General features: G+C 39.0%; 14 protein-coding genes. 6 read left to right on the forward strand and 8 right to left on the reverse strand.

What is annotated here, in order from left to right:
- Position 1: 1 nt before the first annotated feature.
- The 5 genes from KK060_RS07675 to KK060_RS07695 form a co-directional block, all read right to left on the reverse strand.
- The gene (locus KK060_RS07675) at positions 2–1363 is read right to left on the reverse strand and encodes a glucoamylase family protein (protein WP_254153122.1); all 1362 of its coding nucleotides are present in this window, start codon (positions 1361–1363) and stop codon (positions 2–4) included.
- Positions 1364–1475: 112 nt separating this feature from the next.
- Complete coding sequence (locus KK060_RS07680; RefSeq protein WP_254153123.1) at positions 1476–2939, reverse strand: RagB/SusD family nutrient uptake outer membrane protein; 1464 nt, start codon at positions 2937–2939, stop codon at positions 1476–1478.
- A gap of 19 nt (positions 2940–2958) precedes the next feature.
- A complete protein-coding gene (locus KK060_RS07685) occupies positions 2959–6021 on the reverse strand; it encodes a SusC/RagA family TonB-linked outer membrane protein (protein ID WP_254153124.1) in 3063 nt (1020 codons plus the stop codon).
- A gap of 227 nt (positions 6022–6248) precedes the next feature.
- Positions 6249–8195: a 7TM diverse intracellular signaling domain-containing protein gene (locus KK060_RS07690; RefSeq protein WP_254153125.1), complete on the reverse strand. Its 1947-nt coding sequence runs from the start codon at positions 8193–8195 to the stop codon at positions 6249–6251.
- A gap of 272 nt (positions 8196–8467) precedes the next feature.
- Entirely contained in the window at positions 8468–9436 is a 969-nt protein-coding gene (locus KK060_RS07695) for a zinc dependent phospholipase C family protein (protein ID WP_254153126.1), read from the reverse strand.
- A gap of 83 nt (positions 9437–9519) precedes the next feature.
- On the opposite strand from KK060_RS07695, the gene KK060_RS07700 reads away from it, so the two are divergent.
- The 5 genes from KK060_RS07700 (at position 9520) to KK060_RS07720 (ending at position 14130) form a co-directional block, all read left to right on the forward strand.
- A complete protein-coding gene (locus KK060_RS07700) occupies positions 9520–11118 on the forward strand; it encodes a M1 family metallopeptidase (protein WP_254153127.1) in 1599 nt (532 codons plus the stop codon).
- A gap of 70 nt (positions 11119–11188) precedes the next feature.
- Positions 11189–11446 (forward strand): 30S ribosomal protein S20, encoded by a 258-nt coding sequence (gene rpsT, locus KK060_RS07705; RefSeq protein ID WP_254153128.1) that lies wholly within the window; start codon positions 11189–11191, stop codon positions 11444–11446.
- Positions 11447–11544: 98 nt separating this feature from the next.
- Complete coding sequence (gene radC / locus KK060_RS07710) at positions 11545–12246, forward strand: RadC family protein (protein WP_254153129.1); 702 nt, start codon at positions 11545–11547, stop codon at positions 12244–12246.
- Positions 12230–13513, forward strand: a complete 1284-nt coding sequence (locus KK060_RS07715; RefSeq protein WP_254153130.1) for a serine hydrolase domain-containing protein — start codon at positions 12230–12232, stop codon at positions 13511–13513. The genes radC and KK060_RS07715 overlap by 17 nt, the downstream gene beginning before the upstream one ends.
- Positions 13510–14130, forward strand: coding sequence for a DUF1684 domain-containing protein (locus KK060_RS07720; RefSeq protein ID WP_254153131.1), 621 nt, complete (start codon positions 13510–13512; stop codon positions 14128–14130). The genes KK060_RS07715 and KK060_RS07720 overlap by 4 nt, the downstream gene beginning before the upstream one ends.
- A gap of 61 nt (positions 14131–14191) precedes the next feature.
- Here KK060_RS07720 and KK060_RS07725 read toward each other — a convergent pair whose 3' ends face one another.
- The 3 genes from KK060_RS07725 to KK060_RS07735 form a co-directional block, all read right to left on the reverse strand.
- A complete protein-coding gene (locus KK060_RS07725) occupies positions 14192–14764 on the reverse strand; it encodes a pentapeptide repeat-containing protein (protein ID WP_254153132.1) in 573 nt (190 codons plus the stop codon).
- A gap of 93 nt (positions 14765–14857) precedes the next feature.
- Entirely contained in the window at positions 14858–15832 is a 975-nt protein-coding gene (locus tag KK060_RS07730) for a CE1 family esterase (RefSeq protein WP_254153133.1), read from the reverse strand.
- Between the two features lie 44 nt (positions 15833–15876).
- A complete protein-coding gene (locus tag KK060_RS07735) occupies positions 15877–16416 on the reverse strand; it encodes a sigma-70 family RNA polymerase sigma factor (RefSeq protein ID WP_254153134.1) in 540 nt (179 codons plus the stop codon).
- A 415-nt stretch (positions 16417–16831) separates the two neighbouring features.
- Here KK060_RS07735 and KK060_RS07740 point away from each other — a divergent pair, with 415 nt between their 5' ends.
- Positions 16832–17401, forward strand: a complete 570-nt coding sequence (locus KK060_RS07740; RefSeq protein WP_254153135.1) for a hypothetical protein — start codon at positions 16832–16834, stop codon at positions 17399–17401.
- The last annotated feature ends 72 nt before the right edge of the window (positions 17402–17473 follow it).

Genomic DNA, 17473 nt, shown 5'->3' on the forward strand with positions numbered 1-17473 from the left:
ACTATTTATAAGTAAATCCCAACTTGTCCAAACCAGATTGTACTTCAGGTGCTGACATAAATAAATTCCACAACAGTCCTGTTCTGTAGTTCTCAATCATTACTACTTCAGGACCTTGATCAATGGCTAAATACTTATTTGAATACCAATTATAATGTTCGCTAAAGGCATCATAAAACCCGTATTCACCTAAAACTTTATCACCAAGGTCTTTGTATAAGTGTCTTATCACTTCCATTGATTGTTCTGGTGTATAAGGAATAGATGAAATTGCCGCTGTTGGAGAAATAACTCCATGGTCTTCGGTGGGACTATGTGCAGCATAAAAGTTAACAGAATAGCTTGCTGTTAAACCCCAACTGTTTTCTCCATATCCTTTGTAGTTCTTTGGATTTTCAAGGCAATACTGGCGATTGATCAATGTATGATTTTTGTTGTGCTGCCAATAGTCCGCATACTTGTCCTTGAGTCTACGAGGATCTAATCCCAGGAAAGAATAATGCGACCAAAAGAGAGGTCCGCCAAATTGCTCTGCACCATTGTGTTTCAGGTCGAGATGCATCCCATACTGTTGATGTGAGGGGTTATTCTTAATACCACCATTTCTAGCCCAACCCTGATGATATACTTCAGCAGGTACACCATGCGTAGGAGAAGCTGCAGCAAGCACATACATGATCAAACATTCGTTGTATCCCTCTACTGCAAAGTTCATTTTCCAGGCATGGTTAGGAGACCAATGCCAATACAAAACGTTCTTTCCACCTTGTGTATGCCAATCAAATTCTATTTCCTTCCAAAGCTTATCAATTCTTGACGCTAAATTCTTTTCTTCTTCATTTCCATCTTTAAAATACTGGCGAACACACAAGAGGCCTTGAGCAAGGAAAGATGTTTCTACTAGATCACCTCCATCGTCATTAGGACTAAAAGGCTTTACTTTACCTGTTTCACCATTCCACCAATGCGGCCACACGCCGTGAAAACGATCTGCCTTCTCAAGAAAGCTTACTATTTTATTGAGTCTTTCAAGCCCTTGTTGACGGGTAATAAAATTTCTTTCAATACCAACAAGGATAGCCATTACACCAAACCCTGTTCCTCCCGACGTCACAATATTCTTATCATTTTCAGGATAGACATTGTCAGTATGGATACGCTCGCGCACTGCGCCGGAAGTTGGCTCTGCTCCATCCCAGAAATACTGGAAGGTTCTGTATTCTACCAATGTTAGCAGGGAATCATCCGTTATTGTTTTTGCTGTATCTGGTAACGTCGTTGTACTTGATGTTTCTTTTCCTGGTGAGCAGGAGAAGAGCAAGGGCGTTAAAAGAAGTACCAGTATATATTGATACAATTTCATATCATTTTCATTTATGTAAACTTGGTATTAATCATTGCCATCTAAGTAAGGAAAGAGGCTTCCGTTTCCAGAAACCTCCTTAACCCAAACTAACCCCAATTATGAACTATGTTTAGTAACCGAAATTTTGTGTCATTGTTTCTCGGTTAGCGTCAATTGCACGTTGTGGTATTGGAAAAACTTCATGCTTTCCTGCGACAAATCCTAAAGGTCCTAAAACGGCCGGGGCCTGCCCTGTTCTCACAAGGTCAAAAAACCGATCATTTTCTAATGCTAGCTCTAGTCTTCGTTCATTCCATATATCTTGTAATGTAGGAGACGTAATCTCACTTAGACTTGCACGTTTACGAACTTCATTTAGCGAAGTAGCAGCGCCCCCAACATCTCCTTTGCTGACTTTGGCTTCAGCGTCAATTAAGAGAACTTCAGAATAGCGAAGTACTCGTATGTTCTGCTCACTTCCTTCCGTTACACCGGCGATTTGATGCTTTCTAGGAACATAAGATTTCCCATTGTATCTGGGTAATCCAGTAATACCTTCAAGCTCATTTTCACCAACACCTTCGATACGATCTCCGTCAGGTGTTGTTACTCCCTTATACAAAAGGGTAGCATTTTTTCTTTCCGTATCGCCTGCAGCATCAAATGCATTAGCAAGATCATCTGTAGGAATATTAAATCCCCAACCAAAACCGTTAGTTCCGCGCACGCCTTGCACTTGTGAATATTGGCTATTGCTTAAATCTGCGTTTCCTGCAACTGCCTGTGCCTGTATTTCAAAAATAGATTCTACACTATTTTCATTTTCTATTCTAAATACTTGGTAAAAGTCCTCTAGAAGACCGAATTGACCTGAGCTAATTATTGCAGATGTTTGCTCAAGCACAAGATCCCATTGCTCTTGATACAAATAAACCTTTGCTAACAATCCTCGTGCTGACCATACAGTTGCTCTTCCAATTTCGCCAGGACCATACTGAGGAGGAAGAACCGCTATTGCATCTTTTAAATCTTGTATAATTAAAGCGTACGCCTCGGCTTTAGGCCTACGTAGTAATGATTCTTCGAAAGTGTTTTCTACTGTTGTTGGAAGAGAGATGTCACCAAATGCTCGCACTAAATCAAAGTAAAATAATGCTCGAGCAAATTTTGCTTCAGCTATTAACCGAGCTTTCCTGCTTTCATCCATTGTAATTTTAGGAATATTAGACAGGGCTTGATTAGCTAAATTAATTCCTCTGTATCGTCCCGTCCAATAATCATTAATAACAAATAAATCCGGTGTATAGTTAAAAAAATTGAAATCATTAATGTATGCAGCATCCCCCAAGCTACTTCCTTTAACTGTATTATCAGTAGTAATTTCCTGTAATATCATTGGTGCAAAGCCTACCATCTCCCATGCACGCATGTAACCGTAAATGGCCACAATAGACTGTTCGGCTTGTTCGGGGTTAACAAAAAACTCTTCACCTGGAAGTGTATTCTCTGGTTCAAAATCCAGATAATCGTTACATGAAAACAGCATCACCGTAGTGAGCAGTATCGCCATAAATTTATTAGAATGCTTTTTCATTTCTTATTATTATATAAGCTTATAAACTAATATTAACGCCGAAGTTATAAGTTGCTGCAATAGGGTATACATTTGTATCAACTCCCTGGCTAGTCGTATTCAGATCTACGTCACTCAAATTGTTAAAACGAGCTGATGGTGTAGGTATTTCTGGACTAAAGCCATTATATTTAAATACCACTAAGGGATTAGCCGCATTCGCATAAACTCTAATTTTACTCACTCCAATACGAGAAGTAACAGAACTTGGAATTGTATAACCTACTTGTACATTACGAATTTTGAAAAAATTTCCAGATTCCAAATACCAGGAATTTGCTTGTTTGTTTTCATTATTAGAAAGATCTGCTGATGGATAATCATAAGACGTCCCTTCTCCATGCCAACGATTATCATAAAAGTTTTTGTCGTAATTCTCATTGCCCAACTGACGATATCTTCTTGCATTATATATCTTATTACCTCCTTGAGCATATAAATCTAATGCAAGATCAAATCCTTTAACCCCCCCTGTTAATGTTATACCAAAATTATATTTAGGAATTGCGCTACCCAAAAATACTCTATCCTTGTCGTTTATAGTACCATCGTTGTTAGCGTCCAAAAATTTAAAGTCCCCAGGTTTGGCATTAGGTTGGATCTTAGTGCCTTCACCGTTAACATAAGAATCTATTTCTGTTTGATTCTGGAATATCCCAACTACTTGTCTTCCGTAAAATTCACCAATACTGTGACCTGCTATCGTATAAGTAGTGGGTGTAACGTTAATATTACCTGCGTATATTCCTAAAGTACCAGGAGCCAAGGAAGAAACTTCATTATGATTATAAGCATAGACACCACTAACGCTGTACTTGAAATCCGCAATTTGATCTCTCCATGTTAGCGAAGCTTCAATTCCTTTATTAACTATATCTGCATTATTAGCCAAATAATCAGTATTTGTAGCGCCTAGCGCTCCATTAGTAGTTACTGAAAATATAGCATCTTTTGTAATACGCCTGTAGAAATCCAATTCAAAGGACAGCTTACTTTCCAAAACTTCACCTTCTAAAGCGACATCAACTTCTTCAGTAAATTCCCAGAATAAATTGCTGACCCTGAAAGTAGTTATGCTAGCTCCCTGCTGCGCTTCGCTTCCACCAGGAAATAAGACTCCATATTTTCCTCCCGTCGTTGTTTCTTGTATAAATTGTGCAGGAGGAATATTAGCATTTCCCATTCTCCCCCAGCTTCCTCTTAATTTCAAAAATTGAAAGATGTTTTGGTCGGCCATAAATTGCTCACTTGACAATACCCACCCAAGTCCAACTGATGGAAAATATGCGGCCCGGTTATCCTTAGGAAAAAGAGACGACTCATCTCTTCTTAAGGTTGCAGTCAATAAATAGCGTTCATTAAAATTATATAGTAATCGACCAAAATAAGATAGTGACGCATAGCGGTTTCCTGCATCGTCGCTAAACTGGCCTGTTTGCGATCCTCTATTAAGATACCATGTATTCTCTCCGAAATCTTGTACCCCTTGTCTTCTTCCTTCTAGCATTGTGAATCTTTGTTCACTCGCGTTCATACCCGCTAACACAGTAAAATTGTGTTGCTCATTGATATTGAACTTATATGTTAGAGTATTATCCCAATAATACGTAAAGTAGTTTTCAATCTTGCGTGTTAAAGTTCGGGTGGTATCACGCTGTGTTGTTGAAACAAAGTAGTAAGGAATATACTTTCTGTTTTGATTAAAATTACCGTCTGCACCATAATAAGTTCTGAATGTAAGTCCTTTAAAAAGATTAACATCAGCGAAAACTCCTCCTACTAACCTGATACCTTTTGTTAAATCGTGATAATACTCCTGCGATGCAGCTGGATTAGGAAAATCTCCAAACGCCTGAGGTGAAGCGTAACTGCCATCGCTCAATTTAACCGGTATTGCAGGAGGCGCTATATATGCTGCATTGAAAAGATTAGCTGGAGCATTATTTTGGTTACTATTAGAAAGATTAGCGTTGATCCCAATCTTAAGAAATTTTGCAACTTGTGATTCAACTGAGGAGCGAATATTAATTCTCTCGTAATCAGTTTTTGACGCCAAACCTTTTTGACTAAAATAACTACCTCCAAGAGAAAACTGCGTCGCTTCAGTTCCTCCAGCTACTGTAATATCGTGACTTTGAATAAGGGGAGTTTCCCTCAATATTTGACTATACCAATTTGTTGACGCTGGGAAATTGGCGGGATCTCGAGGAGTTATTGTCCCATTATTGCGACTTGCAGCAATAGCGTCTTTTTCATTTAACAATTGAATGTATTCTGGCCCTGAAGCCATTTCAACCTTATTGATTGCCTTCTGAAAACCAGCAAATCCATTATAGGTAATTCTTGGTTGTTCCTTATTACCCCGTTTCGTAGTTATAATTACTACACCCCCACTGGCTCTAATTCCGTAAATGGCCGAGGCTGAAGCATCTTTTAAAACATTTATTGATTCAATATCTGTGCTTCCTAGAAATGTAATATCATCCGTTAATACCCCATCAACTACATACAATGGTTCTGTTCTTGAACTCACGGAACCTAAACCACGAACGCGAATCGTGGGAGCACTTCCCGGAGCTCCGTTAGTTGTTACTTGAACACCGGCTACTCTACCTTGTAATGCTTCACCAGCCGTAGCGGATGGTACGCGCACTAAATCTTCTCCTTTAACCTGTGCCACGGCACCTGTTAAATCTGACTTTCTAGCTTCACCGTAACCGATTACAACAACTTCGTCTAGTGAAGTTATATCGGATTCCATAGCAATATCAATAGTAGTTCTGCCATTAATTGGAGTTGTAAAAGTCCTAAATCCAACAAAAGTGAATACTAAGGATTTATCATCTGCTCCTATTTGCAGCGTATAATTTCCTTCAGCATCTGTAGTTGTCCCTCTATTAGTTCCTTGAACCACTACGTTTACCCCGGGAAGCGGCATTCCATCGTCGCTCGAGGTCACTTTTCCGGTGACTGCTTGTGTTTGAGCCCACGTTATTGAGCTAACAAACAGAAGAAGCACTACAAGTCGTAAAGCTTTTCTCATAAGAATTATGCGTTTGTTTGTTTAGGTTAATTCCCTTTTATGCAGCAATTTTTATAAACCGAAATGGTTTTCGGTAGAGAATATTAAAAAAATCACTCCAAACGAGCGGTGATAAAAGCAACTTTACGCCATGTTTTTCACGTTAAAAAAACATTGATTACAATCGAAATAGCCCACTTTTATGGGTTAAATACAATATTGCTTTTCAGAAAAAAAACATTGAAAATTTACAAGACTTCTTCTGGCAGGTCTTTGGTGCGTTTCGAAGAACTCTTACCGGTGCTTTCGGTTATCATGATTACCTCTTCCCAACCAGAGGCATGGGGCTTCTTTCCCCGTTTTTCCAGTTCTGCAATCCGGTCCTGAACCTTATGTTTGAAACTCCAAACGGTATTGGTTCTTAACTCCAATTGCTCGGAAAGGGATTCTAAGGTGTAATCTTTTTTGGCTGTAACGGTGAGGTATGCGATATAAAAGCCTTTTTCTATTTGAAATTTAAGGCTGTGAAAAATGGTATAAGCAGTAATTGATTCATTATAACCACATTTGGTACAACGGCGGGCGAACTTTTGCGTACCACTGAAATACTTCTCATTGCTACATTTGCGGCAAGAAAAGCCTTTTTCCCATTTAAGATTTTCCAAAAAACGATAACAAGCTAAACTATCAGGATATAAAGTTCGGAACTGCTTATAGTCCATCGTCTTCTCAAGCAGCCTTTCATTTAATACCTCTTTTATGCTGTTCTTAAGCTTCCAGTTATCAAGGTCAAGAATAGAATTGATCTCGTTTATTTCCCTCGACTGCTGCTCGAGCTTTTTATTCATCTCCTCAAGCTCTTTATTTTTCTGGTTGAGCTCGAGTGTTCTCTCCTGTACCTTTTGTTCAAGTTCCCTGTTTACCTGATCTTTCAGTTTTACATTCTCCTCATGCTGATAGATAATCCTTTTTAGCGCCCTGTCACGCATGTTTTTAAGAATCCGTATTCTGTCTCCCAATGCGAAGGTTAGGAAGAGCATCTCAAGAACAAAACTGAAATGCAAACTGTAATGTGAAAGTGTGGTAAACGGAAGTATATTAAAATAAACAAGGGTACGAATGAAGAATCCACTGAAAAGAATACCGTAAGCTATAACAAAGAAACGAGCGGGCCTGTAACCTCTCCTCCAAACCGTTATACCTGTATAAAATATCAAAGAAAGCGGAATGATCTCTATGTTTCGAAAAGTTAAAAGATCAGGAAACGCAAAAAGCTCAACAACAAAAAACGCAGATCGTGCAACAATCATTATCACCAACGCTTTATCAAGCTTAGGATAATTAGTGCGGGTGCTTAAGAACCTCCTTGTAAAGATCAGCCCCCAAAGAATAACAGAGTACAGCGTAATACCGACTGCATATTTATTCCATTCCGGGTGGTTGGGCCATAGATATTGAAACCCGATTCCATCATAACTCATGGCATAGGCAGCTACGCTTAGAATGTACATGATATAGAAAATGTTCTTGATTTCACGGATGGCAACAAAAATCAAGAAGTTATACAGGCTGATGATAAGAATCATCCCATAGAACGTACCGAAGAGAAAGTATTCATTGAGAGAATAGTAAACAAACCGGTTAACCGAGCGAAGGGCAACCCTGATATCAGCAAAAGTGTGAGATTTTATTTTGAAATAGTAAACCGTTGAAGAATCTAGGTTCGAATTCAACATCACTTCAAAGTTCTTGTGCATGAACATCCTTTTTGAGAAAGGATGACTATCTCCCATGATTATTTTTTTGTAAGAGCCATCTGCCTGCGGAACATAAGCCTCGATGTGATCGATGGTTTGATCGTAGAATTCGAAGAGCCAAACTTTACTTGTTTCTGAAGTAATTTGTACAGGAAGCTTTATCCAGTACGAAGCATTCGTTTTAAAATCTTTATTCTGATAATCACTATGTTGTTTAAAACGCTCCGACATTTCAGGCTTATGCAAGTCGTCGAATTGTAAATTATTTGTTGAGTCAACAAGAAATGATAACTCATAGGGCATGAAATTATGCTCGTCGATAGACTCATTTATAACAGCAACGGGCTGGGCGTGAACGACAAACGAAAAAAGCAATAAGACACCAAGCAATAGCTGCTTCATTATTAATCCTGGAAGTTCTTCATCAATACGTGACATCAAATTGAAGGCAAAGATGTTTTTTCTTTATGAGAAACAGAATTCAATGTCATAAATTCCTAAACCTTTCCTAATATTCGCATGAGCGAGTTATAAAACTTGTTATTTAAGGTTTCCAACATAGTTCTCAACCTTACACCTACAGCAATATTATTCTCATTTAAAAACACAAGAAACGACCTGACTTGCTCTTTATTGCAAACGAAAAAAAGTGGTAAATTATCAAGTAGGAATGACGAAATAACTTTACGCTATTTTTAGTATCGGGATAACTAGTTTTCGTGAGGCCGTGCTTCTACAATGGACTGTTTCCATTGCTCAAGCTCTTCCCGACTCTTTTTAAGCTCTTCTTCCGTTGGTGTATGATTTATTAATGACTTTATATCAGGCTGCCCTGCATCTACCCATGCTGTATACCATATACTTCCTGTCACCTTAATTGCACTTCGCATTTGCTTTTCTACCATACCTTCAAGAATTTTATGATAAGCGGTTGCGTATTCGCGCGCATATACCCGCACTGTTTGCTTACCTTTTGTTTCAAAGGAGAATCTGCGTTCTTCAAACTTTACCGACAGTTTTCTTTCTAAAGACAAGACAGAATCAACAGCACGATGAGAAGTAGCAATTGCCTTCCATGCTTCTTGTTGTATATTTTCAATGTACTCTGCCTGTCCAACTAAAAAATCATAGTTATCAGAAAATAACTCAGGAAGTCGAGACTCCCAAAATGCATGTATACCATGTTGCCCTGTCAGTTGTCCGTTATAGTTTTCGGTTGTATGCAACGGAACATGCGCATCAGCAACATAATGCCCTATCTCTGCCGACAATCTTAGTATTCGTTGCCTGTCTTTTGTTGCAAAGGCATCACGAAGCTGAAAATACATTTTGTTAATATGCCATGGAAGGATGCCGTAAGCTTTCAAGGTATCCTCTGTGTATTTAGCAACAGCCTCTTGCCATGAACGCGGCATTGTATGAATTGCGCTGTCACCATAGTGATCAAGATCAATATAATGCCTTGGTGCTTCTTCTACTACACTAAACCTCCTTTTGTCAGGATTTACAGAGGCCTCGGTGATATAGTCAATGTTATGCTTATAAAATGCGGCGATAGATGGTGGCAGGGTAAAAACAGCAAGACGATTGATTCTCTGATGAGCAAAGAATCCCCAGTAGAAGCCTGAGCAAAAAAGAAACACGCTTACCAGAGAGAGGGTATAAGATAGGGTTTTCACTTCAGAAATTTAACGCAAATTCTTTCATTGAAACAAGACTTAAGTTAGTATCATTACAACTTAATTTCTTTCATATATAAAACATGCGAATTGTACTCCTTGTATTCTGGATCATTGGTTTTAATGCTGCAGCATCTACCCCCAACCGCGATATTGATATTGTTCATTACAAATTTGAACTCATACTCAATGATAGTAGTGATGCAATCACCGGATTTGCGACTGTTACTATTAAGTTTAATAAAGATCTAAACCAATTCTCGCTGGACCTTACCGGCAAGACCCCGGATGGAAAGGGCATGGAAGTGTATTCTTTAAAACAAAATAACACACCACTCCATTTTAATCATCGTAATGGAAACCTGGACATTACTTTAAAGAATGAAATAAAAGCAGGTACACAAATAGATATCATGATTTCCTATCGGGGTATTCCTAGTGACGGACTTATCATTTCTAAAAACAAATATGGTGACAGGACCTTCTTTGGTGACAACTGGCCTAACCGTGCTCATCATTGGCTTCCCGTTGTTGATCATCCATCAGATAAAGCAAGTGTTGAATTTATAGTAACATCGCCTATTCACTATGAAGTTGTTGGTAGTGGTATTAAGACAGAGGAAAGCACACTTAACGAAAAACAAAAACTAACACATTGGAAAGAAGATACTCCGATATCAACTAAGGTGATGGTGATAGGTGCAGCGAGATTTGCCATTCAATATGCAGAGGAAGTTGATAACATACCTGTTGAGTTCTGGGTTTATCCGCAAAATAAGTCAGAGGGCTTTCGTGATTATGCTGCAGCACCAAAGATGTTGAAGTTTTTTATTGATAACATAGGCCCGTATGCTTTTAAAAAACTTGCCAATGTTCAATCTAAAACGAAGTATGGTGGAATGGAAAACGCCAGTAATATTTTCTATTTTGAAAACTCAGTAACAGGCAATGCACAAGTAGATGATTTGATCGCCCATGAAATCGCACATCAGTGGTTCGGTAACTCTGCTTCCGAAGCCGACTGGAATCATATCTGGCTTAGTGAAGGATTCGCCACTTATTTCACGCATCTATATAATGAGCACACGTATGGAAAAGAACGTCGAGCTAAAGACATGGAAAAAGAAAGACAGGAGGTAGTTGCGTATTTCAAGAATAGTCCGCTACCTATAGTCTATAATTCTTTGCCTGAAAATCTGATTGACATATTAAATGCGAATTCTTATCAGAAGGGAAGCTGGGTATTGCATATGCTACGTGAGGAAATAGGGACAGAGGCTTTTTGGACTGGTATACGTGAATATTACCGCCAGTACTTTAATAAAAATGCTGAAACGGCAGACTTCCAACGTATAATGGAAAAGGCTTCAGGTGTAAAGCTTGACAATTTCTTTAAACAATGGCTTTATAATCCAGGCCACCCAATCCTCGATGTTTCATGGAAATACAATGCAAAAACAGGTATAACCGACATTTCCATTGAACAGAAACAAACGGGAATGGTTTTCAATTTTCCTTTAGAAGTATCGTTTTATGGCAACGACGGTGAAATTCTAGCTACGGAAAAATTAAAAGTAGATGGAAAAAAGAATCGTTTTTCAGTAAAAACCGCTCAAAAAACCAACAAAATACAATTGGATCCAGGCATAAACCTCCTTTTTGAGAGTTATTTAAGGAAATGATTGGAGGGAATATTGCAAATCCGACGAATCTTTTTACCTTTGCAATCCTTTATTTCGAATAGAATAAACTATGGCAAACCATAAGTCAGCAGAGAAAAGAATTCGCGCAAACGAGGCTAAACGCGTAAGAAACCGCTACCAGCATAAAACTACCCGTACTTTAGTAAAGAAGCTAAAGACTACGACTCAGAAGCCTGAGGCTGATACACTTCTTAAAGAAGTATCTTCAATGCTTGATAAACTCGCAAAGAAGAACATCATTCATTGGAAAAAAGCAGCTAATCAGAAATCTAAGCTAACAAAGCTGGTTAACAAACTAGGCAAGTAATTCTGTTTACTTAACCAATATATAACCCTCCTCGTGAGGGTTTATTTTTTTATAGCTGGTTCATGTAGTTAGCTGGCAGCAGTAACTATATTTGAGTTATGCAGGTTAACGAATCAAAGCCCCTCAACATCAAAAACTGGTCTCCTGAAGACCGCCCCCGAGAAAAACTACTGCTCAAAGGTATCTCTGCTTTATCAGACGCAGAGCTTATTGCCATCTTGCTTGGCTCAGGTACCACAACACTCAGTGCAGTAGACCTGGCAAAAAAAGTACTTAGCGGAGCTAACAATAATCTTCATGAACTCGCGCGTTTATCAGTAAAAGATCTTATGAAGATCAAGGGTATTGGAGAAGCTAAAGCTATCTCTATTGTTGCCTCCCTTGAGTTAGGAAGGAGAAGAAAAGAATTGGATGAAGAAGAAAAGCCGAGGATCACTTCATCAAGGTCTGCCTACGAACAGATCAGCTCTCATTTAATTGACCTTCCGCATGAAGAGTTCTGGATAATTTTGATGAACAGAGCCAACCGAGTAGTTAAAAAAGTACAGATCAGTCAGGGTGGTGTGGCAGGTACAGTGGCCGATCCTAAAATAATTTTTAAAGTCGCGCTCGAACATCTTGCAAGCGGACTTATTCTTGCACATAACCATCCTTCCGGAAATTTAACCGCTAGCCAGGCCGATATTGACCTCACAAAAAAGATAAGAGAAGGCGGAAAGCTTCTTGAAATTCAACTTCTCGATCACATCATCGTAGCAGGACAAAAATATTTTAGTTTTGCGGATGAAGGATTACTTTAAGGGCATGAAGGATAAGAAGAGAAGAATAATATTACTCACACTTGTAGTTGCTGTTATTGCTGTTGTCGCCTACATATTTTACCCAGTAAGAACATTAAATAAACCTTCTGTAACGAAGAAGAATACCGTTATCAAGCGTCTTCCTAACCCGCATATACCTGGGTTAATTGAAGCATACGAGAAGGAATTGGATAAATTATTCTCAATATCCGGAACTCCTGGTGCTGCCATTGCTATTGTAAAAGACTCTACCATAGTTTACATGAAAGGCTTTGGGGTAAAAGCATCCAATAAAAAAGGAGTTGTTGATCAAAATACTGTATTTCGTATTGCCTCTGTTTCAAAATGTTTTGCTTCTTTTCTTACAGGTATACTCGTTGAAGATCATATTCTCCAGTGGAATGATCCAGTCATCAAATATCTCCCCGAGTTCTCACTCTACTCGCCCGAGCAAACCAAGCTGCTTACCATTTCAAATGTGCTATCGCATACGACAGGCCTTCCCTATCACACCTATACAAACCTAGTAGAAGAAGGCATTGAACTTAATCTTCTCCTCGATAGACTTAAAGAGGTAAAACCTTCAAGTGAAATTGGCAAAGAATACAGCTACCAAAATGTGGCGTATAGCTTAATAGGAGGAGTAATCCAGAAGGCTACAGGTAAAATGTATGAAACCGAAATAAAAGAGCGCGTTTTTGCACCCCTGGGAATGAAGAATGCCTCTATTGATTACAAAACGCTACTCGCTAACCCAAACATTGCTGAACCACATCGCAGGACAAGACAGCGATGGGTTCCGGCAAAGATTACAGACACCTATTACAACGTAGCGCCTGCTGGCGGAATTAACGCAAGCATTAACGATATGGCGCAATGGATGATTGCCCTTCTCGGACACAGGAAAGATGTGATCAGCCGCACTACCCTCGACGAACTTTACAAACCGTTTATTCTTGCACGTTCTAAAAACAGAAATTACAGAAAGCTGCAAAAGCTCACAAAATCTTATTATGGATTAGGATGGAGAATTTTACATTATCCGAACGACACACTCATCTACCATGGTGGCTATGTTAATGGCTACAGAAGTGAAGTTGCGCTTAATCCTAAAGATGATATTGCTATATGTATTCTAGCCAACTCTCCGGGTGAACTCGCCGATAATGGAATACCCGTATTCTTTGGATTATATAATGAATACCGGGAGAAGATACTTGCGTGGGACAAACAAGAGAAATTAAAATACGCCACCCCAGCTTTATGAAACAAAGAAATATTATCATTCTCGCTGTAATCGTTTTATTAATTGTTATCGTATTTTATTCATTCAATTCAAGTCAGACTGATCCTTCATATGTCGAAGAGATAAGAAAGGAACGCGAAGAGAAAGACAGGTTCATGAAAACCTCGAAAGAGTCTCCCCTTCCCGAAGCAGAAAGAGAAAATTTTAAAGGACTAAAGTATTTCACGGCGGACTCCAAGTACAAGATAATCGCAAACCTCATTCCGGTAGAAAGTAAAAAGGTTGTAGTACTGAGCACTAGTGATGGCAAAGAACAACGTTGTATAGAATATGCACATGCTACCTTTAGTTTAGACGGTGTAAAAAATGATCTCCTGATTCTTGAGATTATAGATATGGGGCCTTCGAGAGGTAAATTGTTTCTTGCCTTTGGAGATGAGACTAACGCTGATGAAACTTATGGAGCAGGACGATATCTTGATGTTGCCAAAGTACCTGGAAGTAGCACTATAACGCTTGATTTTAATAGAGCATACAATCCGTACTGTGCCTACAATGATAGCTTCTCGTGCCCGTTTCCTCCTAAGGAAAACCTTTTAAAAATTGCCATTAAAGCTGGAGAGAAAACATATCATTAATTATTGTTTAAATCATCTTGGTTGGGCGTTATTACTCATAGAGACGCCCTTATATCTTCAGTTATTCAACAATAATTTGATATTGTATTAGTAAACCAGGAAGGCCATCCAGAGAGAACTTTGCCTTCTTTATTTTATTTATTTCAGGATTTATCCTGTAGTTCAAGGCACTTCTAAAATCGGCACCTTCAAGAATCGTACTCTCAAAGGAAGCATCTATAAGATCACTGCCCTGGAAGTTAGCATTAGTCAGTTCTGCTTCAGCAAATTCTACTTGCTGCATCTTGCAATCTTTAAACACAGAACCCTTTATTTTCAGCTTATAGAAGGAAGAAAAATTCAACACGCAGGCATGGAAAGAAAATGACAAGAGAAGCTTGTTACACTGGTCAAACCGCAACCCCAGCAACTTGCAATTCTTAAATTTTACTCCTCTTAGAGAAGCGTTACCCAGCTTCGCCATACTTAAATCACAGCCTTCAAATTCACAGTCCAGAAAGATAATATCAGTTAAATTTACCTCCTGGAAATTGCAATTACGAAACTTGCAATTCTCATACTCCCCCTTGGCAAATACCTGCTCGTTAAAATTTAAGCCGTCGAATTGCTCGTTCTCTATGTACTGCTTATTCATTGTTGATCTTTATTGTCTAAAGATAGCGTTATTTTAAAATAGGGTAAACTAATACCGATAAAGCAAAAGAGGTGAGATCGCTCACCTCGGCACCTAATTCAAGCTCATAAAAAAATCCCAAATCAGTACGGGGGCATCTACTTCTTTGTTCATAGCTCCTAATTTAGTTATTGGTATTCTGAAATTACGGTTAGGGATGGTATGACCTCCATCTGTTATCCTCACAAAACTTATCCGTTTACCTGTAGCAGGTGAATGATAATTATATTGATAAGCGGTTATCTCCTTCGAAGACTTTGAAGTATGAAATGGTTTTACTGAAAAGTCATTTATATCGCATTGGCTTGAATTCAGCCAATACATTAGTGTCTCTTCCGCGCTTTTAACAACACCAAAATCGTCACCATCAAGGATAATCCTTCCTCCTCTAAAAGGCACAATAGGATCTTCTTCTCCATTGATATAGATTAATGAAACGGGTTGATTAACAGCAGTACAGTCGTTATTGGAATCTTCGGGCAGGTTTGTACCAATTGCTGCAAATCCCTTGAACCACTCAGGCTTGAGCTTTGCCAGCTTCATTACCATACTGCCACCGTTGGAGAAACCCACTGCAAAAACCTCATGCTTGTCAATAGAATAATTATCAGCAAAATATGATATTACCTTTTCGGTAAAGGCAACGTCATCAATATTCAATTTCTTTGAAGGATAAGGCGCAACTTTACGGCAGTCATTCCAGTTACTCTTGTAGCCTTGCAGATAAACGATGATGGCATTCTCATCGCGATCGGCCAACTCATCAAACTCATGGCCTGTAAATACCTGCATGAGGCCTGCTGTCATCTTGGTGCCAGGATAACCCATTATTAATTTAGGACGACCTTTTAATTTTTTAGGGACATGATAGACAAAGGTTCTTTCAAGACCTCCTACCACAACCTTGCCCTGCTTAAGCGGATGAAATACATTCCACCGATAAGCATACCACACCACTGCACAAGACAGTACTAATAACAAACCCAATAATGCTAATACCATTTTAGTAATCCTTTTCTTTTTAAACATCCTTTTATCCATTTAATGGATGGACGGGAGGTTTAGAAAAAGACTCACAAAACAGTATTAATATTTTCGGGTTTCCTGTAATCCATAATGTTTCCGTAGCGATCGGTCAGCAAAAAGCAATTGCTGGTTATCTTTGTTCTGAGCTTTTCACGCGCTCTTTGTATTCTTGACTTAACCGTACTTATGGGTAAGTTATGTTGTTGAGCATATTCTGTCTGCGAAACACCTTGTACCTCTATAGCCATTAGCAAACTTCTTTCTTCCGGGGGCATCAATTCAATTAATGCTTCGATACATTGTACAACATCGCTGAATCCTTCTTCATCCGCGCTATCATCGGGTTGCATAAGATCAGAAAGTTCAGCTATCTGAAACCGGTTCTCAGCTCTATAGTGATCAATAAGGGTATTGTATATGATTTTCTTTAGCCACGACAGTATCTTCTTGTCATCATTTAAAGTATGCAGCGATTGATGAACTTTGATAAACACTTCCTGTGTAATCTCGTCCGTCTTCTCCTTGCTGCCTGTCAACTTCCAGGTATAGTCATGAATAGCCTTATATATACTATCAAATGTGGTCATGCTTAAATAGTCGGATGTTGTACTTGTTTATTGTATATGACATAGTCATTGCCGGGTAAAGCAGAGCGATTTATTGAGAAACCTATTTTCAGTGATTTTACTTCTTATCCTCCCCGCTTTTTTGTATCTTTTGGATTCAAAACCAGTAGCCCATAATCTTCGGCTCTTTTCAATTGTCATCCATTTAAACATTTATCAAAAGCTCCGGAACATGTGGACGAGGAGTGCAGCCAGTGTGCACAGGGTGTGGAGAATGCCTTAGAGATGTAGCAGAGATGCCTTAGAACAGACTTAGGTAAGCCAGAGCGCATGATCATCCCTTCCCCATATATTTTTCTTAAGAAAAACGAGTTGAATTACTTTTTGACACTATTTGTCAAAACGGCTGTATATGTTGCCAAAAACAGAATCACATATGGCTACAATTCGTATTAACCCTCTGCTCAAAGGAATGAAGGGATCTATTGGCGGTATTATGGTTCGCCAGGTAGGCAAAAGAACAATCTTGTCAGGCAAACCATCAGCACCTAGAAAACAAAGTGTGCTGCAAAAAAGTAACAGAGATAAATTTCGTGAAGCAACAAGGTTTGCCAAGCATATCCTGCAAGACCCGCAAAAGAAGTCCTACTATCAGCAAAGGGCTAAAAAACTAAAGCTTCCGAATGCCTACACCGCAGCCATTACTGATTATATGCGTAAGACAGAAATCAAAGCCGTAGAAACACAGGCTTTTCAGAACAAACGTGGTGCTATAAAGATCAACGTTCATAAAAGCGATTTTGCTGTCAACAAAGTCAGGCTTATCCTTTACAATGCATCCGATGCAATGGTTGAAACCAACCTCGCTGAAAAAGTAAGTAACAACCTGTTTTTATATCGAGCGTCGCAACAGCTTTTAGCTGATGACATTGTTCGGATTAGGGTAATCGTTGAAGACCATTCGCTGATTTCCGGCGTAAGGAAAGACATTCTCCTGAGGCAGTAAAGGAACGCGAGTGGCTCCGCAATAGAGAAATCATGTAACGACGCAAGGTAACGTACTCTTTTAGAAGTACAC

The organism is Chryseosolibacter indicum (genome assembly GCF_018598585.1).
Taxonomy (GTDB): Bacteria; Bacteroidota; Bacteroidia; order Cytophagales; family Cyclobacteriaceae; genus Chryseosolibacter; species Chryseosolibacter indicus.